The organism is Sphingomonas sp. GM_Shp_2 (assembly GCF_026540875.1).
Lineage (GTDB): Bacteria > Pseudomonadota > Alphaproteobacteria > Sphingomonadales > Sphingomonadaceae > Sphingomonas > Sphingomonas carotinifaciens.
In genome coordinates this window covers 1-18,925 of the sequence record NZ_JALNUQ010000029.1, presented here as the reverse complement: position 1 = coordinate 18,925, position 18,925 = coordinate 1, and the positions used below count along the sequence as shown (strand labels likewise).

Annotated in this window: 15 protein-coding genes and 1 tRNA gene; 4 read left to right on the top strand and 12 right to left on the bottom strand. The window is 67.0% G+C overall.

Annotated features, from left to right (window positions below; all coding sequences use genetic code 11):
• Window positions 1–42: 42 nt before the first annotated feature.
• The 7 genes from OXR08_RS11200 to OXR08_RS11170 form a co-directional block, all read right to left on the bottom strand.
• On the bottom strand, window positions 43–414 hold the full coding sequence (locus OXR08_RS11200) for a tRNA-binding protein (protein WP_267349870.1): 372 nt from the start codon (window positions 412–414) through the stop codon (window positions 43–45).
• The gene (locus OXR08_RS11195; RefSeq protein ID WP_112381614.1) at window positions 414–1,085 is read right to left on the bottom strand and encodes a glutathione S-transferase family protein; all 672 of its coding nucleotides are present in this window, start codon (window positions 1,083–1,085) and stop codon (window positions 414–416) included. The genes OXR08_RS11200 and OXR08_RS11195 overlap by 1 nt, the downstream gene beginning before the upstream one ends.
• Before the next feature lie 38 nt (window positions 1,086–1,123).
• Window positions 1,124–5,635, bottom strand: coding sequence for a glutamate synthase large subunit (gltB, locus tag OXR08_RS11190; RefSeq protein WP_267349868.1), 4,512 nt, complete (start codon window positions 5,633–5,635; stop codon window positions 1,124–1,126).
• Window positions 5,635–6,219, bottom strand: a complete 585-nt coding sequence (locus tag OXR08_RS18700; protein ID WP_267349866.1) for a DUF2059 domain-containing protein — start codon at window positions 6,217–6,219, stop codon at window positions 5,635–5,637. The genes gltB and OXR08_RS18700 overlap by 1 nt, the downstream gene beginning before the upstream one ends.
• Window positions 6,216–7,658: an NAD(P)-dependent oxidoreductase gene (locus tag OXR08_RS11180; protein ID WP_267349864.1), complete on the bottom strand. Its 1,443-nt coding sequence runs from the start codon at window positions 7,656–7,658 to the stop codon at window positions 6,216–6,218. The genes OXR08_RS18700 and OXR08_RS11180 overlap by 4 nt, the downstream gene beginning before the upstream one ends.
• Before the next feature lie 154 nt (window positions 7,659–7,812).
• Complete coding sequence (locus tag OXR08_RS11175) at window positions 7,813–8,613, bottom strand: undecaprenyl-diphosphate phosphatase (RefSeq protein ID WP_267349862.1); 801 nt, start codon at window positions 8,611–8,613, stop codon at window positions 7,813–7,815.
• A gap of 26 nt (window positions 8,614–8,639) precedes the next feature.
• Window positions 8,640–9,575 (bottom strand): complex I NDUFA9 subunit family protein, encoded by a 936-nt coding sequence (locus OXR08_RS11170; RefSeq protein WP_267349860.1) that lies wholly within the window; start codon window positions 9,573–9,575, stop codon window positions 8,640–8,642.
• A gap of 107 nt (window positions 9,576–9,682) precedes the next feature.
• Between OXR08_RS11170 and OXR08_RS11165 the strand changes: the two genes are divergently transcribed.
• A tRNA-Leu gene (locus OXR08_RS11165) sits at window positions 9,683–9,769 on the top strand.
• A gap of 356 nt (window positions 9,770–10,125) precedes the next feature.
• On the opposite strand, the gene OXR08_RS11160 is transcribed toward OXR08_RS11165, so the two are convergent.
• A complete protein-coding gene (locus tag OXR08_RS11160) occupies window positions 10,126–13,197 on the bottom strand; it encodes a TonB-dependent receptor (protein WP_267349858.1) in 3,072 nt (1,023 codons plus the stop codon).
• A 227-nt stretch (window positions 13,198–13,424) separates the two neighbouring features.
• Between OXR08_RS11160 and OXR08_RS11155 the strand changes: the two genes are divergently transcribed.
• Window positions 13,425–13,865 (top strand): hypothetical protein, encoded by a 441-nt coding sequence (locus tag OXR08_RS11155; RefSeq protein ID WP_267349856.1) that lies wholly within the window; start codon window positions 13,425–13,427, stop codon window positions 13,863–13,865.
• A 106-nt stretch (window positions 13,866–13,971) separates the two neighbouring features.
• On the opposite strand, the gene OXR08_RS11150 is transcribed toward OXR08_RS11155, so the two are convergent.
• The gene (locus tag OXR08_RS11150) at window positions 13,972–14,343 is read right to left on the bottom strand and encodes a hypothetical protein (protein ID WP_267349903.1); all 372 of its coding nucleotides are present in this window, start codon (window positions 14,341–14,343) and stop codon (window positions 13,972–13,974) included.
• A 141-nt stretch (window positions 14,344–14,484) separates the two neighbouring features.
• On the opposite strand from OXR08_RS11150, the gene OXR08_RS11145 reads away from it, so the two are divergent.
• The gene (locus tag OXR08_RS11145) at window positions 14,485–14,859 is read left to right on the top strand and encodes a hypothetical protein (protein WP_267349854.1); all 375 of its coding nucleotides are present in this window, start codon (window positions 14,485–14,487) and stop codon (window positions 14,857–14,859) included.
• A gap of 88 nt (window positions 14,860–14,947) precedes the next feature.
• Here OXR08_RS11145 and OXR08_RS11140 read toward each other — a convergent pair whose 3' ends face one another.
• From OXR08_RS11140 to xseA, 3 genes are read right to left on the bottom strand one after another with little or no spacing between them, the layout of a single operon-like run.
• Window positions 14,948–15,838: a M23 family metallopeptidase gene (locus tag OXR08_RS11140; protein ID WP_267349852.1), complete on the bottom strand. Its 891-nt coding sequence runs from the start codon at window positions 15,836–15,838 to the stop codon at window positions 14,948–14,950.
• Window positions 15,835–16,035 (bottom strand): DUF2093 domain-containing protein, encoded by a 201-nt coding sequence (locus tag OXR08_RS11135; RefSeq protein WP_112381623.1) that lies wholly within the window; start codon window positions 16,033–16,035, stop codon window positions 15,835–15,837. Before OXR08_RS11135 ends, OXR08_RS11140 begins: the two co-directional genes overlap by 4 nt.
• Window positions 16,036–16,060: 25 nt before the next feature.
• Window positions 16,061–17,440, bottom strand: coding sequence for an exodeoxyribonuclease VII large subunit (gene xseA, locus OXR08_RS11130; RefSeq protein WP_112381624.1), 1,380 nt, complete (start codon window positions 17,438–17,440; stop codon window positions 16,061–16,063).
• On the opposite strand from xseA, the gene purD reads away from it, so the two are divergent.
• Complete coding sequence (purD, locus tag OXR08_RS11125; RefSeq protein ID WP_267349850.1) at window positions 17,439–18,707, top strand: phosphoribosylamine--glycine ligase; 1,269 nt, start codon at window positions 17,439–17,441, stop codon at window positions 18,705–18,707. The two genes, xseA and purD, sit on opposite strands and share 2 nt — an antisense overlap.
• Window positions 18,708–18,925: the final 218 nt, after the last annotated feature.

Below are 18,925 nucleotides of genomic sequence, written 5' to 3'. Positions count from 1 at the left end.
GCGAAGTCGAAGGGCAAGCACAACGCCGTCGGCTTCCCTCGCTCAGAACAGACGCCCGCCATCGGGCACCGGCTCGCTCGGGCGCGCCAGCACCACCTTGCCGTCCGCGTCCGGAAAGCCCAGCGTCAGCACCTCGGACATCATCGGCCCGATCTGCCGCGGCGGGAAGTTCACCACCGCCGCCACCTGGGTACCGACCAGGCTATCCACCGGATGATGCTCGGTGATCTGCGCGGACGACCGCTTGATCCCGATGGCGGGGCCGAAGTCGATGGTCAGCTTGATCGCCGGCTTGCGCGCCTCGGGAAACGGCTCCGCGGCGACGACCGTCCCCACCCGGATATCGACCTTCAGGAAGTCGTCGAACCCGATGGTCTCCGCGGCTGCCGCCGCTGGATCATGCGATACGTGCATCAGAAATCCACATTGTCATAATGGGCCGGCGGCCCGATCAACTCCATCCGCTCGGACAGCAGCGGACGGAAGGAGGGCCGGCTCTTCAGCCCGCGATACCAGCGCGCGGTCTGCTCATGCCCCTTCCAGTCGATCCCGCCCAGATAGTCCGCCACCGAAATCTGCGCCGCCGCCGCCAGATCGGCCAGGCTCAGCGTCGCGCCCCCCAGCCAGTTGCGATGGTCGAGCAGATAGTCGGTATAATCGAGATGCCCGACCGCGGCCTTCATCGCCTCGCGCAGCGCCCGGCCATCGGGGCTGCCCACCTTGGCGACGCGCTTCACCATCCGCTCGTGCAGCAGCGGCCCGGTCACGTCGCGATAGAAATGCGTGTCGAACCACGTCACCAGCCGGCGGATCTCGGCGCGGTTGACCGCGGTGCCGTTGATCATCGCGGCCTTTTCGACCGTTTCCTCGAAATACTCGCAGATTGCCATCGAATCGATCAGCAACATGCCGCGCTGGTTGTCGACCATCACCGGCGTCTGGCCGGCAGGGTTCATGTCCAGGAATTCATCCCGCCGCAGCCAGGGCGATTCGCGCACCAGCTCGTATCCCACGCCCTTCTCGCCCAGCAGGAGGCGCACCTTGCGCGAGAAGGGACACAGGGGAAATTGGAAGAGCTGCCACATGGCCCTCACCTAAGCGCCAGTGGCAGCCCTCGCCAAGCCTATTCCGCGGCTTCCAGTGCCACGCTGTCGTCGAGCGGATGGGCCAGCCGGGTCAGCATCTCCTTGGGCACCACCTGCCAGAACTTGCCCGCGACCCGGTCCCAGTCATCCAGCAGCCCCTTGGACCAGCGGCTGTCGGTCGCCTTGGCATGCTGTTCCACCAGATCGCGCAGCACGCCCTCCCAGTGTTCGGATGCCAGGCGCTGCCACACGATGTTCTCCGGATTGGCCCGCGCCGCAAAGCGGTCCTCGGCGTCGTAGATGAACGCCATGCCGCCGGTCATGCCCGCACCGAAGTTCGCGCCGACCGCGCCCAGCACCACCGCGATGCCGTTGGTCATGTATTCGCAGCCATTCGCGCCGCAGCCCTCGACCACCACGGTCGCGCCGGAATTGCGCACCGCAAAGCGCTCGCCCGCCTGCCCCGCCGCGAACAGCCGGCCGGAGGTCGCGCCGTACAGCACGGTGTTGCCGATGATCGTGTTGTCCTGGCTGGCGAGCGGCGACGATACCGCCGGCCGCACGATGATCGTGCCCCCGGACAGGCCCTTGCCGACATAGTCGTTGGCGTCGCCGAATACCTCCAGCGTGATGCCCTTGCACAGGAACGCGCCCAGCGACTGGCCCGCGCTCCCGCGCAGCCGGATCGTGACGTGCCCGTCCGCCAGCTTGCTCATGCCGAAGGTGCGGGTGATCTCGCTCGACAGGCGCGTGCCCACCGCCCGGTGCGTATTGCGCACCGAATAGGTCAGCTGCATCTTCTCGCCACGACTGAACACCGCGGACGCATCCTTGATGATCTGCGCGTCCAGGCTGTCCGGCACGTCGTTGCGGAAGGTGTTGAGCGAGAAGCGGCGTTCCGCATCGGTCGCATCGACCTTGGCGAGGATCGGGTTCAGGTCCAGATCGTCCAGATGCTCCGCACCGCGGCTCACCTGCCGCAGGAACTCGGTGCGCCCGATCACCTCGTCCAGGCTCCTGCAGCCCAGCCGTGCTAGGATATCGCGCACCTCTTCGGCGATGAAGGTCATCAGGTTGATGACCTTTTCCGGCGTGCCGGTGAACTTGGCGCGCAGCCGCTCGTCCTGCACGCATACGCCCACCGGGCAGGTGTTCGAATGGCACTGGCGCACCATGATGCATCCCATCGCCACGAGGCTCAGCGTGCCGATGCCGAACTCCTCGGCACCCAGGATCGCCGCGATCACGATGTCGCGCCCGGTCTTGAGGCCACCATCCGCCCGCAAACGGATGCGCCCGCGCAGCCCGTTCAGCGTCAGCGTCTGGTTGACCTCCGACAGGCCCATTTCCCACGGCGTGCCGGCGTATTTGATCGACGTCTGCGGAGACGCACCCGTGCCCCCGACATGGCCGGATACCAGGATGACGTCGGCATGCGCCTTCGCCACGCCCGCCGCGACCGTGCCGATACCGGCGGAGGACACCAGCTTCACGCAGACCCGCGCCCGCGGGTTGATCTGCTTGCAATCATAGATGAGCTGCGCGAGATCCTCGATCGAATAGATGTCGTGGTGCGGCGGCGGCGAGATCAGCGTCACGCCCGGCGTCGCATGGCGCAACTTGGCGATGAACTCGGTCACCTTGAAGCCGGGCAGCTGCCCGCCCTCGCCGGGCTTGGCACCCTGCGCGACCTTGATCTCAATCTCCTCGCACGCGTTCAGATATTCGGCGGTGACGCCGAACCGCCCGGACGCGATCTGCTTGATCGTCGAATTGGCGTTGTCGCCATTGTCATAGGGCGTGTAGCGGCTCTTGTCCTCGCCGCCCTCGCCCGACACCGCCTTGGCACCGATGCGGTTCATCGCGATCGCCAGCGTCTCGTGCGCCTCCGGGCTCAGCGCGCCCAGCGACATGCCCGGCGTCACGAAGCGCTTGCGGATCTCGGTGATCGCCTCGACCTGATCGACCGGCACCCCTTCACCGGGGAAGTTGAACTGCAACAGATCGCGCAGGTAGACGGGCGGCAGATCCGCCACCCCGCGCGAAAATTGCAGATAGGTCGAATAGCTGTCGGTGCCGACCGCGGTCTGGAGCAGGTGCATCAGTTGCGCGGAATAGGCGTGCGTCTCGCCCGAATGACGCTGGCGATAGAAGCCGCCGATCGGCAGCGTCGCCACCGCGGCATCCCACGCCGCCTCGTGCCGCACCAGCGCGCTGTAATGCAGCGACGCATAGCCCTCGCCCGAGATCTTGGCGGGCATGCCGGGGAACAGGTCGTTGACCAGCGCGCGGGACAGCCCAACCGCCTCGAAATTGTACCCGCCGCGATAGCTGGAGATCACCGCGATCCCCATCTTCGACATGATCTTGAGCAGGCCTTCCTCGATCGCGGTGCGGTGCCGCGTCAGGCAGTCCTCGATCGACAGGTCGCCGAACAGGCCGCGGCCATGGCGATCGACGATCGCGGCCTCGGCCAGATAGGCGTTCACCGTCGTCGCGCCGACCCCGATCAGCACCGCATAATAATGCGTGTCCAGGCATTCGGCCGAGCGCACGTTGATCGATGCATAGGAGCGCAGGCCCCGGCGAACGAGATGCGTGTGCACCGCCGCCGCCGCCAGCACACCCGCGATCGCGACACGGTCTTCCGACACATGCTCGTCGGTCAGGAACAGTTCGGACCGGCCCTCGCGCACCGCCTGCTCGGCCTGGTTGCGGATGCGCTGGATCGCGGCACGCAGTTTTTCGGGGCCACCATCGGCCTCGAACGTGCAGTCGATCTCGGCGGCCGAGCGTCCGAAATGCGCGCGCAGCCGCTGCCAGTCGGCACCGGTCAGCACCGGGCTGTCCAGCACCAGCACGCGCTCGCGCTGGTCGCGCACGTCCAGGATGTTGGCAAGGTTCCCGAACCGCGTCTTCAGCGACATGACGTAGCGTTCGCGAAGCGGGTCGATCGGCGGGTTCGTCACCTGGCTGAAATTCTGCCGGAAGAACTGGCTGATCAGGCGCGGCTTGTCGGAAATGACCGCCAGCGGCGTGTCGTCGCCCATCGATCCGATGGCTTCCTTGCCACCCTCGACCATGGGCGACAGGATCAGCTCCATATCCTCCAGCGTCTGGCCGGCCGCCACCTGGCGGCGCGCCAGATCGGCCCGGCCGTAGCGCATCAGCGCATCCTCCCCGGCCGCCGGCAGGTCGTCCACCGTCAGGAACTCGCCGATCATCGCGGCATAATCCTGCTCGCCCGCGATCCGGTCCTTGATCGCGCGGTCGTGGAACAGCTTGCCCTCGGCCAGGTCGACCGCGATCATCTGCCCCGGCCCCAGCCGCCCCTTGGCGACAACCGTCGCCTCGGGCACCACGACCATGCCGCTTTCCGATCCGACGATCAGCAGCCCGTCGGCGGTCTGCGTATAGCGCAGGGGGCGCAGCGCGTTGCGGTCCATGCCGGCCACCGCCCAGCGGCCATCCGTCATGGCGAGCGCCGCCGGGCCGTCCCACGGCTCCATCACGCTCGCCAGATACTGGTACATCGCGGCGTGATCGCCGGGCACGTCGGCATCCGCCTGCCACGCTTCCGGCACCAGCATCAGCTTGGCCGTCGGCGCGTCACGCCCCGACCGGCAGATCGTCTCGAACACCGCGTCCAGCGCGGCGGTGTCGCTGGCGCCTGCCGGAATCACCGGCTTGATGTCCTCCGAATTGTCGCCGAACGCGATCGAGGCCATCCGGATCTCGTGGCTGAGCATCCAGTTCTTGTTGCCGCGGATCGTGTTCACCTCGCCGTTATGGGCGAGACAACGGAACGGCTGCGCCAGCCACCACTGCGGAAAGGTGTTGGTCGAATAACGCTGGTGGAAGATCGCGACGCGGCTTTCGAACCGCTGGTCGGTCAGGTCGGGATAGAAGACCGACAGGCTTTCCGCCAGGAACAGGCCCTTGTAGATGATCGACCGGCACGACAGCGAACAGATGTAGAAGCCGCTGATCTGCGCGGCGATCACCCGCTTCTCGATGCGCCGGCGGACGAGATACAGGTTCTTTTCGAACTCGGCGGCGTCCACCTCGTCGGGCATCGGCCCGGCGATCATGATCTGCTCGATCTCGGGGCGCGTCGCCTGCGCCTTCATGCCGATGACGGACACGTCGACCGGCACCTGGCGCCAGCCATAGATGGTGTAGCCCGCCTCGATGATCGCCGATTCGACGATCGTCCGGCACGTCTCCTGCGCGCCCAGATCGGTGCGCGGCAGGAAGATCATGCCCACCGCCAGCCGGTTCGGCCGCACCTTGTGCCCCGATGCCGCCACCGCGTCGTCGAAGAAACGGATCGGCAGGTCCAGATGGATGCCGGCACCGTCGCCGGTCTTGCCGTCCGCATCCACCGCGCCGCGGTGCCACACCGCCTTCAGCGCATCGACCGCCGACTGCACCACGCGGCGCGACGCGCGCCCGTCGGTCGCCGCGACCAGGCCGACGCCGCAGGCATCGCCTTCGAACTCGGGCCGGTACATGCCATGTTCGGCAAGATAGGTGCGCTGGTCGGTCATCACTTCTTGTCCTGCTGGATCTTCGCCATGTCCTTGGCGAACGCTGCCACGTCCTGCTGAACCCGTTCCATCGACCGGGCCATCATCTGCCGCTGCCATGCCGCCACGTCCGGATCGCTCATCAGGGTGGACGCTTCGCGCATATAGACCTGCCCCGTCGGCGTTTCGAAGAACGTGCGAAGGTCACCGAGCTGTGCGACGGTGAAGCGCCGGGCATAGGCGCGGCTCATCGCCTCCACCATGCTGGGCAGGTCCGCCTCCAACATCGCCATCGTCTTCTCGTTCTGGCGCGTCATGAAGGTGTCGAACGTGGCACGGGCGCGCTGATCGCGACCGATCGCGTCCGCAAAGACGGGCGCCTGCATCATGCCCTGCCGGATATTGGTCAGCATCGGGTCGAGCATCGACCGGATCATCGCGGCGCGCGTGGCGGGGGGCATGATCAGGTCGATCACCTGCCGCGCCGCGGCCAGTCGCGCTGGCTCGATCGGCGCGGCGGCGGTCGCCGGCGGGGTCGCCTGTTGTGCGAGCGCCGCGGCTGGCATCGCCAGCGTCAGCGCCGCGCCATATGCGATGCGCCTCACGCCGCTTGCCTTTCGTTCTTGGCCTTGTTCTTCAGCCACTTGTGCATCGCGCTCGCCACGTCGCGGCCGTCGCGGATCGCCCACACCACCAGGCTGGCCCCGCGCACGATGTCGCCGGCGGCGAACACGCCGTCCAGGCTGGTCATCAGCGTACGGCCGTCGACCAGCACGGTGCCCCAGCGGCTGACGCCCAGTTCGGGCGCGCCGAACAGGCCGGGCAGGTCCTCGGCGTCGAAGCCGAGCGCCTTGATGACCATGTCCGCCTCCAGCGCGAACTCGCCGCCCGGATCGACCTCGGGCGAGCGCCGGCCGCTGGCATCCGCCGCCCCCAGCCGCATCCGGTTGGCGCGCACGGCATGCACCGCCTCGCCGCCCTCGAAGCCGAGCGGCGCGGACAGCCAGACGAACTCGGCGCCTTCCTCCTCGGCATTGGCGACTTCACGCTGGCTGCCCGGCATGTTCGCACGGTCGCGGCGGTACAGGCACTTCACGCTCTTGGCGCCCTGGCGGATGGCGGTGCGCACGCAGTCCATCGCGGTGTCGCCGCCGCCGATCACCACCACATTCTTGCCCGCCGCATCCAGCCGGCCGTCCTCGAACGCCTCGACCGTGTCGCCAAAGCCCTTGCGGTTCGATGCGGTCAGGTAATCCAGCGCGGCGATCACGCCCTCGGAGGCGGCACCGTCCACATCGACGTTGCGCGCCTTGTATACCCCCGTCGCGATCAGGATCGCGTCGTGACGCTGGCGAAGCTCGTCCAGCCTGGCATCCTCGCCGACCGAAAAGCCCTCGTGAAACACGATGCCGCCCGCCTTCAGCCGCTCGACGCGGCGCATCACCACGGGCTTCTCCAGCTTGAACCCCGGAATGCCATAGGTCAGCAGCCCGCCGGCCCGGTCGTGCCGGTCGTACACATGCACGTCATAGCCGTAACCGCGCAGATATTCCGCTGCGCTCAACCCGGCCGGCCCCGCGCCGATCACGCCCACGGAAAGTCCGCGGGCCGGCCCCGGTACCAGCGGCTCGACCCAGCCCTCTTCCCAGGCGGTGTCCGTGATGAACTTCTCGACCGACCCGATCGTGACCGCGCCGTGGCCGGAGAATTCGATCACGCAATTCCCCTCGCACAGCCGGTCCTGCGGACAGATGCGCCCGCAGATTTCCGGCATGGTCGAGGTCGCGTTGGAAAGCTCATAGGCTTCGCGCAGCCGCCCCTCGGCGGTCAGGCGCAGCCAGTCGGGGATGTGATTGTGCAGCGGACAATGCACCGAGCAATAGGGCACGCCGCACTGCGAACAGCGCCCTGCCTGATCTTCGGCGGCCGCAACGGCATAGCGCCCTGCGATCTCCTGAAAATCTTCCGCACGATGGGTCGCGTCCCGCTTGGCTGGATAAGCCTGCTCGCGTCCCACGAACTTCAACATAGATTCGTTCGCCATACCCGCCTCCGAAGACGCGGATATTGCGCACACGCCGCATTGTCACTCGCAAAACAGCATTTGGGACAGCATTGCTGTCTATAATAGATGCGAGAAGCGGCTCAGTTGCGGGTCGCTCGCAACTGAGCCGCCAATATTAGGTCCGGTTTGAACCTTACCGCATCGACAGGGCGATCAGGGCCACCGCACCCGCCGCGATTCGGTACCAGGCAAAGGGGGCGAAGCCGTGCTTGGTCACCACCGCCAGGAATGCCTTCACCACCGCCAGCGCGACCACGAAGGACACCACGAAACCGACCGCGATCAGTTGCAGGTCGCCGCTGGTGATCGCGTCGTGATGCTTGGCCATCTGCAGAACGGTGGCACCGGTCAGCGTCGGCAGCGCCAGGAAGAAGCTGAACTCGGCCGCCGTCTGCCGCTCGATGCCCAGCGCCATCGCGCCCATGATCGTCGCGCCCGAACGGCTGACGCCCGGGATCATCGCGATGCACTGGACAAGGCCGATGCTGGCCGACTGGCCCACCGACACCGCCGCGATCCCGCCGGACTGTTTGGGTCGCGCCAGCCGCTCGATGACGAGGATGCCGATGCCGCCGACGATCAGCGCCCAGGCGACCACCGTGGCATTCTCCAGCAGCGTCTCGATCTGGTCGTTGAACGCCAGTCCCAGCGCCACCGCCGGCACGAAGGCGATCAACAGGTTGCGCACAAAGGCGATCGACTCGCGCGACCCGCGCATCAGCCCCTGCAACACCGCCCAGAAGGTACGCCAGTACAGCACCACGATCGCCAGGATCGCCCCCGGCTGAATCGCGATGTTGAACACCGCCCAGCGCTGCGGATCATAGCCGAGCAGTTCGGTGGCCAGCACGAGGTGGCCGGTTGAGGATACGGGCAGGAATTCGGTCACCCCCTCGACGATGCCGAGGAGGATGGCGATGAGGAATTCGGACAAAAGCGTGTCTCCCGGGGGGATATGGGTCAGGCGGCGATCGTCTTCAGGCGCCGGCCGAAGCGGCCCTGACGACGGAAGCGTACCAGCCATTCGGGGGCGACCGCCTCCAGCGGACGGGGCGCGATGCCGAACGCGGCAAAGCCTTCGGCGCCATCGCTCACCACATTGTCGGTCTGCAGCATGCGCCACTGGTCGCGCGTGATCGGGCTGCCGGGCAGGCTGGCGAGCATCGAGCCCACGCTGTCCGGCAGTTCCACGATCGATGGCGAGCGGCCCAGCGCCTCGGCGATCCAGCGGATCAGCGCACCCATGCTGATGATGTCGGGCCCGCCCAGTTCATAGATATGTCCGCCATGCGTACCGGGATCGGAGACGGCGGCGACGATCGCCTCGGCCACGTCCGCGACGAACACCGGCTGGAACCGCGTCGGCGCGCGCAGCACCGGCACCACCGGCGCCTTGGCGACCATGCCGGCGAACCGGTTCACGAACTGGTCCTCGCGCCCGAACACGATCGACGGGCGCATGATCGTCGCACCGGGGTAGGCGGCCCGCACCGCGGCCTCTCCCTCGCCCTTGCTGCGCGCATAGCCCGATTCGGCCTGTGGGTTCGCACCGATCGCCGACACCTGCACCAGCGCCTCGACACCCGCGTTGCGCGCCGCCTCCGCCACGATCCGCGCGCCCTCGACATGATAGCGCTGGAAATCGCCCGCCAGCACGCCGACCAGGTTCACCACCGCATCCGCACCCGCCACCGCGCGCGCGATCGTCTCGGGTCGCGAAACGTCGGCGGCGATGAACTGCGTCTGCCCCAGCCCGCCCTGCGGCTTCAGAAAAAAGGCCCCGCGTGGATCGCGCTGCGCGATCCGTACCCGTGCCCCGGCCCTCAACAGAGCCTGCGCGACGTACCGGCCGACAAAGCCTCCACCGCCGATCAGCGTCACCAGCTTGTTCTTCATGCCATTCACCCGCGAAAGAGAAAAAAAGTGCGTGCCGCCCCTTTGCCGTTCACTTCCCCCGTTGACAAGGCATCCAAACCCACCCTAAAGGCGCGGCCCTACCCCGTGCCCAGATGGCGGAATTGGTAGACGCACCAGCTTCAGGTGCTGGCGATCGCAAGGTCGTGGAGGTTCGAGTCCTCTTCTGGGCACCATTTTCCACCCATGGTGGAAATGCAGTTTGCGGCGGATCGGATGATCCGGGTGGCAAACTCTTGGCGTCATGCTTGGTCATGGCTGCATGCAGCAATCGACAATTTGGACAAGGTCGCGACTGATCGCTGTGTGACGCGTGGCGATGTTTGGCGCGTGCGCAAAGTCTGTGCGACGTCATTGCCCCGTAAAAAGCTCATCAGGCGTCGTTACCCCTTTTCGCACCGGGAGGACGCCGAACCGCCCGATCTGCGCGTGAGGCCCCTGAAAAGCGAAAGGGAGCGGCGTCCGGACGACACCACTCCCTTTACCGGCGGCGGAGCTTTCGCCCCGCCGCCACGATACCCGTCAGGACAGCTTACATATCGACGGTCAGGCCGACGAAGATGTAGCGGCCATTGGCCTCGTAGATGCCCGGATAGGTGTTGCCGTTGCCGAACGAGCCGATCGGCGAGGCCGTCGCGCTCAGCACCGGGGGCTCGCGGTCCAGGAGGTTGTTGGCGCCCAGGCGGAAGGTGAAGCCATCCTGCACCCGCGCGGTCAGCGCCAGGTCGAAATAGCTCTGCGAGGGCACGCGAGCGTCCAGCGGGAAGAAGCCAGCGGCCAGATCGCTGTCGCTGCTCGTCCGCTCGAACTCCGTCGCGGACAGATAGCGCCAGCGGCCCGAAATGCCGATGCCGTCCGGCCCGTCCCAGGTCAGGCGGACCTGATGACGCCACTTGGACTGCGGATAACCGCACTGTGCGCCGTACAGGCCGGCGCAGTCGAAGCGCGCACCCGCCTTGTCGCGGGTGAACTCGTCGACATAAGTGCCGGTGAAGTTCGCCGCGAAGCTGCCCGCCGAGGCGGTACGGACGACATAGCCTGCACTGACGTCGATGCCGCGCGTCTTGATCGACCCTGCGTTCAGGTTCGTGTCGACGACATAGCCGGTAGTGCCCTGCCACAACGTACCATTGGCATCACGGTTGATCAGGCCGCAGAACGCCGGATCGGCCGTTTGCACGCACTGGTTCAGGATGGTGTCGGCGCCGATGACGCCGATGATATCCTTCACCTTGATGCTGAAGGCGTCGACCGTCAGGTTGAAGCCGGGCAGGAAGCGCGGCTGCAGGATCACGCCCGCGGTGAACGTGTCCGCCGTTTCCGGACGCAGGTTCGGGTTACCGCCGACCAAGCCGTTATACTGCTCCGACGGATTGTCCTGAATCAGGCCGTACAGATTGGTCGGCACGCCCAGGTTGACGCACTGTTCGCGCGTCGCGGTCGGGTTGGTGCCCGCGCACGGATCGGTGGCACCGTCGATCTGCACCGACTGCGCCCGGAACAGTTCCTGCACGTTGGGCGCACGTACCGCCCGGTTGTAGCCGCCACGGAACGTCAGGTCGCGCACCGGGGCCCAGGTGATCTCACCCTTGTACGAGTGAACGCCGCCCGAGGTGTTGTAGTCCGAATAGCGATAGCCGCCATTCACCGTCAGCTCGTGGAAGAACGGACGATCGCTGACCAGCGGAACCTGAAGTTCGGCGAAGAACTCCTTGACGTTGTACTGACCACCCACCGGCAGCGTGGCGCCACCCTGACCGGCCAGATCGCCGGTTGCGAATGCGGTATCGACTTCCAACTCCAGCGACTCTTCTCGATATTCGCCGCCGAAGTTCAGCGAGATGCCCTCGCTCGCCCACGGCGATGTCACGCCATATTCGGCACCACGCACCGTGACCGAGCCGCTGACGATCTTTTCCTTCGTCTGACCCTGCATGAAGCCGGCGACCTGCACATAGTTCAGTGCTTCGGGGGTAATCGGCGCCGAGCCGAAGATGTTCAGCGGCACGCAGTTCGGGTCGGTGCCGTCGACGACCGAGCGGCAGACCACCTGGCCCAACGTCGCCGAACCGGCGCGCGTGTCGGTGATCGCATCCAGCGCACGCTGGGTGCGTGAGACGCTGAATTCGTTGCGGTAGATCTGGTTGTACTTGGTCGTGCCATACTGGCCGAACACGTCGTAGCTGACGCCCTGGGCAATATCGCCACGTGCGCCCGCGACGAAGCGGTAGGAGGTGTGTGTCTGGTCGCTCTGACGCCCGCCACCTTCGACATTACGACGGCCGATGCGCACATTGGCGATGTTGTAGGTCGTGCCGTCCGGATTGGTGCGAAGGATCGGGGCACCGTTTCCGTCACGTACCAGGTTGGTTGCGCGACAGAAGGTTGCCGCCTGCGCTGCGGACAGCAGCGGGTTGTTGCAGTTCAGCGTCTCGGTGTTGCTGAAATTGCCCGACGGCGCGATCTGCGCGACCGAGCGGTCGTCCATGAACATGAACTCGGCATAGGGCTTGAACCCTTCGCTCACGTCGTAATGCGCGAAGAAGCCGGCGGTGTAGCGCGTGTCCGGGCGCTGGTAATAGTTCAGCGGGTTCGCGTTATACAGCGTCCGGCCGGGGGTCAGCGCGCCGCCACCGTTCAGCGTGTAGAGCTGCTGCAATCCGGTAGCCGTGCCGTTGAACACCGCGTCGCCCAGTGTGAAATTAGCCGGGAACGCCGTGGTCGAACCACCGCAGACATATTCATTGCTGCCCGCCGCGCCGGTGTTCAACCCGCACGACGAATAGTCGCGGCTGCCTTGCGTGATCGCGTCGATCTTGCGGTAGCCGAGATAGCCGACCACATGGCCGCGCCCGTCCTCGGTGCCGCCACCGATCTTCAGGTTGACGTCGAACTGCTTGCCGTCGTTGGTGAAGCCGCTCGGCGCGTCATAGCCGGAGCTGCGCACCAGGTTCTGCAACCGCTGGTTGTTGTTGTTGTGGTTGTAGAAACCATAATTCGCATCGACGCTGACGCCGGTGAAATCGGTGTCCAGCACGAAGTTGACGACGCCGCCGACCGCGTCCGAACCGTAGACCGACGATGCACCGCCGGTCAGCACGTCGACGCGCTTGATCAGGGTCGACGGGATGACGTTCAGGTCGGCGGCCGAGCTGGTCGAGTTGGGGTCGCCCGGCATCAGGCGGCGGCCGTTGACCAGCACCAGCGTGCGCTGATCGCCCAGGTTGCGCAGGTTGGCGGTCGCGGTGCCGTTCGATCCGTTCGACACCGACGAGCTTTGCGATGCGAAGGTCTGCGGCAGGCTGTTCAGCACGTCCTCGACGCGGGTCGCACCCTGCAGGCGGATTTCCTGCGAGTTCACCACGGTGATCGGGCTGGCCGAGGTCAGGTTGGGCGATGCGATGCGCGAGCCCGTCACGACGATGTCGCCGCCGGTATCGGCGTCGGGCGTGTTGGAGGTCGCCGGCGCGATCGGCGCCGTCGTGCCCTCGTTCTGGGTGGCCGGCGTATCGGTCGTCGTCTGCGCCGATGCCGGTGCGATCATCGCGACACCGGTGAACACCGTGGTCACCAGCAGGCAGGTCTTGATGGAAATGGCCTTCATGGAACGTCCCCTTTTCTCCGGCGGCTGTGCCTGCCGAAGGAAACTTCGGACCCCGGGCCGGTTGAGGTCACGGGGTCGCTGGCCGGGGTTTTCACGGCGCTGCAACATAGATGCAACGTCCCATTGAAAGCAGGCCACATATTATTCCAGCGCTGTGGCGGTTAAGCAACAAAACAGTGCGTCTGCGGCATGTTGCGTTTCACTCCCGATTTCGCCAGCAAGAGTGCATGTCAAAGCCCTTCAAGACCCTGCTGTTTCTGCTGCCGCTCACTGCTGCACCGGTACAGGCGATGCCCGTGCAGGCATCGGCGCCGCTGGCGGACCAGTTGAAGCGCTGCCGCACGCTGATCGACACCGCGACGCGCCTCGCCTGCTACGACGCGATGGCGGTACTGCCGGGGCGCAGCCGCGATCCGGCGCCGCGCCGCGTACTGAACGAGGACAAGGAAGGCCCGCTGACCACCACGCTGCGCACCGCCAGCGTCGGCGGCGATGGCCGCTGGATCTTCACGCTGGCGCAAGGGGGACGCTGGCTACAGACCGACGACGCCCCGCTCGGCCGCCGCCCCAACCCCGGCGATGCAGTGGAAGTCCGCGCCGGCGCGCTCGGCAGCTACCGGCTGAAGGTGAAAACCGGCCCCTCGATCAAGGTCCGCCCGCTGGACTGACGCGGATCGGGAAGATGCCGGACCTCACCGCTCCAGCACGCGGAGAGCGCGGCGCATCGTCTTACCCGAAATTGATGACATTTCAGGAACGACTGGAATTGGATGGTTAGCTGACCTTAGGCTTTATAGCCAAGACTTCGAACCTCGCAACCCGCGTCGAACCTATCGCTTTGGCTAGTTCGCGGTCCTGATAGCCCGGCTGGGCGCTCAGCCACTCCACGAAGCCGTCTCGCCCGGTCGCTTCGAGTGGAAAGATGGCCGCAGGGTCTAGGTCATTTGAATACAATAGGAACACGACGTCTGCGCCCCAAGGGCCGCTATCGTCTGTCGCGACTACAACCCGACGCAGGTCGCAAAGGGGCAGCGTTCGTTCAGCGCCCTGACCATCGCGGGTCACGATGTTGCCATCCGAAAAACTGACACTCCAAAGCGTCAGCGGCGAGGTGTTCACGAGCTTTTTGCGCAGCCAGCCAAGCATGATGGTCAAGATACTCCCTCGAAGGCATGTCCGCTATTGGGGCGCTTCCGGCCAAGCCGTTCTTAAACTCGCGAATGTCGCGACGGGATGGAAAGCAACCGTTGGCAGTTGTAAATACACCGGAAAAAAAGGGGGCACCCTATGACCGAGACATTGCAATCCGTGTTCGATGCACTTCGAGAGCGTATGCTGCGAGCGGGCGGCAGCATGGATGTCGCTAAGGGCGAGCCCGGCAACCTGATCCTGAAGACGCCGTGGAATGAACCGGGGAAAAGGGAGCCAGCGTGGTTCGGGGCCGTCCAACTCAAGAAAAACTACGTCTCCTGCCACCTCATGCCTCTCTACGCGCGGCCTGCCATGCGCGATGACGTGTCAGCGGAGCTTCTCAAAAGAATGCAGGGGAAAAGCTGCTTCAACTTCAAGAAGGTCGAGCTGGAGCTCTTTGATGCGCTGGAGCAGCTAACGGCGATATGCGCCTCTGCATATGCAGAGCCGGTGGTGGCCAAGCCTCATTAGGCCGGAGCCATTTGCTCAGTAAACGTTCGCAACTGGGCGGAGCCGGCGGACCGGCCATGACCCGCGCCCCTCGCGCGCTAAACCGCCCTCACCCGCCCACCGGCCCCGCGACCAGCAGCGGGTCCAGCTTGCGCCCGCGCCATTGCAGGCCCCAGTGCAGATGCGGCCCCGTCGCCCGCCCCGTCGCGCCCGACAGGCCGATCGGCTGGCCGCGCCGCACCGTGTCGCCGACCGCCACGTCGATCCGCGACAAATGGAGCAGCGCGCTGTTCAGCCCCATGCCGTGGTCGATCATCAACAGATGCCCTTCCAGCGTGAAGGGGCTGTCCGCCGCCGCCAGGATCACCACCCCGTCGGCGGGCGCCACCACCGGCGTGCCGGTCGGCACCGCGACATCGGCGCCGGAATGATAGCCGCCGGGCTTGCCCTGATAGACGCGCTGCGCCCCGAACCAGCCCGATTGCCGCCCCGTCGCCGGCCAGCGCATCGCCTGCTGCCATCCTTGCGCATCGCTGGTCCGCGCCCGCGCCGCGACGATCTGCGCCAGTTCGGCGGGCCGGGCCGCGGCGAACTCGGCATCGGTCTTGCCCGCGCGATAGGGTGCGTCGACCCGCTCGATCCGCCACGCCCGCGGTGCCACCACCAGCGCGCGCTCCACCCGGCGTCCGTCCGCCAGCGTCGCGACCAGCCGCGCCGCCGGTCCCGCATCACGGTCGAACCCGATCACGAAGCGCCCGTCATCGGCAAAGGGCACCGCCTCGCCATCCAGCGTCATCCCGGTGGTGCCGGCGGGCACGCGCCCGAAGACCAGTCCGCCCTGGATCGCGGCTCCCTCCAGCACGATCGCCACAGGGGTGACAGGCTTGACCGGCGGCGGTGGAGGCGGCGCCTGAACCGGCGCGACGGGCCGCACGTCCTCACGCGGCGCAATGCATCCGCCAAGAGCCGCCACCAGCATTCCCGCCGCCAACACCCTCATCGCGGGCGCAGGCTTTCGCTGGCGATCGCCGGGCTCGCATAGGGCTCCTGCGCCGCCACGCTCCAGTAGCGCAGATCCTCCAGCGCGATCCGCGCCCCCGACCGGGCGCATACGACATGGTCGCCCGGCGACAGCACCCGGAAACCATTGGCCATATAGTGCAGGCGCGCGGCCCGATCGGCATTGGACATCAGCATGGAACGGAACACTTCTCGATAAGGATCAGAACAGGTCGGGCTGTTCGGGTACCACCTTGTCATAGGTACGCGGGGGCGCGCGCTCAACCCGCGCGTCCACCGCGCCGTCGCGGAAGCGGAGCGTGATGGCGCCCGCCGCGCGCACCGCCTCCGCCGACGACAGCGTCTCGCCGCCCGGCCGCGCAGTGATCCGCGCATAGCCGCGCTCCAGGATGCGGTCGGGGTTCAGCGACTGCACCAGCCGCCATGTGTTCGCCAGCCGCTCATGCCCGCGCTCCACCTGGCGCAACAGGACGGCGGGGCGCAGCGCCGCGCCAGCCCGGTCCAGCCCGCCGCGCGCCAGCGTCACCCGACGCTCCAGCCCCCGGTCCAGCCGCGCGCCGGCATCGTCCGCGCGCTGGCGCTGCGGCCCCAGCAACTGGTCGCGCTTGGGCAGCAGCCGCGCCATCGCGTCCAGCCGCTCGCGTCCGCGCTCGACATAGCGGCGCGCGCACCGCTCGGTGCGCTGGCGGTGGCTGGCGACGGTCAGGCGCAGGTCGGCCAGCACCGGCACCGCGATCTCGGCGGCTGCGGTCGGCGTCGGCGCACGCAGGTCGGCGGCATGGTCGCACAGGGTCGTGTCGGTCTCATGCCCCACCGCCGAGATGATCGGGATGGTGCAGTCCGCCACCGCGCGCACCACCGCTTCCTCGTTGAACGCCCACAGATCCTCGATCGAACCGCCGCCGCGCGCGACGATCACCAGATCGGGCCGCGGCACAGGGCCGCCCACCGGCATCGCATCGAACCCGCGTACCGCCGCCGCCACCTCGGCCGCCGCGCCCTCGCCCTGCACCTTGACCGGCCAGACGATGACATGCGTGGGGCACCGATCCTCCAGCCGGTGCAGGATGTCGCGGATCACCGCGCCCGTCGGCGAGGTGACCACGCCGATCGTGCGCGGCATGAAGGGCAGCGCTACCTTGCGCCCCCGGTCGAACAGCCCTTCGCCGGCGAGCTTGGCCTTCAGCTTCTCGAACAGCGCCATCAGCGCGCCGGCGCCGGCCAATTCCATCCGCTCGATCACGATCTGGTATTTGGATCGCCCCGGATAGGTGGTCAGCTTGCCGGTGGCGATCACCTCGATGCCGTCCTGCGGCTGGAAGGCGAGCGCGTTCGCCGATCCCTTCCACATCACCCCGTCGATCACCGCCTGATCGTCCTTCAGCGCCAGATAGACATGGCCCGAGGTCGCGCGCTTGTAGCCGGAAATCTCGCCGCGCAGGCGGACATGGCCGAACTCGCCCTCCACCATCCGCTTCAGCTTGAAGCTCAGTTCGCCCACCGACAGCGCGAGCGCGTTGTCGCCGGCCACCGGCTCGGCTACCAGCCGCGGACTTTCGTCAAGGAATAAGGGATCGGGCATGAACGTCCTGCTGCTGGGATCGGGTGGCCGCGAACACGCATTGGCGTGGAAGCTGGCACAATCGCCGGGGTTAGATACGCTCTATGCCGCGCCCGGCAACCCCGGCATCGCCGCGCATGCGACCTGCGTGCCGCTGGCCGCGACGGATCACGCCGCGGTGATCGCCTTTGCGCGTGACCACGCGATCGGGCTCGTCGTGATCGGGCCGGAGGCGCCGCTGGTCGACGGCCTTGCCGATTCGCTGCGTGCCGCCGGCATCCCCGTCTTCGGCCCGTCAAAGGCGGCGGCACAACTCGAAGGGTCCAAGGGCTTCACCAAGGACCTGTGCGCCCGCGCGAACATCCCCACCGCCGGCTATCTGCGGGTATCCAACCTGGAGGCCGCTAGTAGCGCACTCGACACCACCTTCGGCCTGCCCGTGGTCATCAAGGCCGATGGCCTCGCCGCCGGCAAGGGCGTGACCATCGCCTTCACCAAGGACGAGGCGCGCGCCGCCCTCGCCGACCTGTTCAGCGTTTCCGGTGCCGAGGTGGTTATCGAGGAGTTTCTCGACGGCGAGGAAGCCAGCCTGTTCGTCCTCACCGACGGCACCGCGCTCCTGCCCTTCGGCTCCGCGCAGGATCACAAGCGTGTCGGCGACGGCGATACCGGCCCCAACACCGGCGGCATGGGCGCCTACAGCCCGGCGCGCGTGCTGACGCCCGAACTCGAAGCACTGGCGATCGACACGATCGTGCGCCCCACCGTCGACACGCTGCGCGAGGAGGGCACGCCCTTTTCCGGCGTCCTCTATGCCGGGCTGATGCTGACCGCGCAGGGGCCCAAGCTGATCGAATACAACGCCCGCTTCGGCGATCCCGAATGTCAGGTGCTGATGACGCGCCTCGACGGCGATCTGCTTGGCGTGATGCTGGCGGTGGCGCAGGGGCGCCTTGCCGACCATCCCGCCCCCGCCTTCTCGCCCGAGCCCGCGCTGACCGTGGTCATGGCGGCGGCCGGCTATCCCGGCACGCCGAAGTCGGGCGGCGGCATCGACAACCTCGCCGCGGCCGAGGCGACCGGCGCCACCGTCTTCCACGCGGGCACCCGGATGGACGGCGACCGGCTGGTCGCCTCGGGCGGCCGCGTCCTGGCGGTCACCGCGCGCGGCGCCAGTGTCGCCGACGCCCAGGCCGCCGCCTACCGCGCCGTGGATGCGATCACCTTCCCCGACGGCTTCTGCCGCCGCGACATCGGCTGGCGCGAAGTGGAACGCGAACGCGGTTGAAGCTGTAACACGACCGTGACACGATACCCCCGTCAGGGAGGCCGCTCCTTCTCTTCCTCGGGAGAGAAGAAGCGGCAAGGGGGAGAACACCATGCGGTTCACGGCATTCGTCGCGCTCGTCGGCTTGCTCACCACCGGCGCGGCGCCACCGCCGCTGCCCCAGGCCAAGGCGCGCAAGGTTGCGTCGCCGGTCCGCTGCATCGCCCCGGTTCACCACT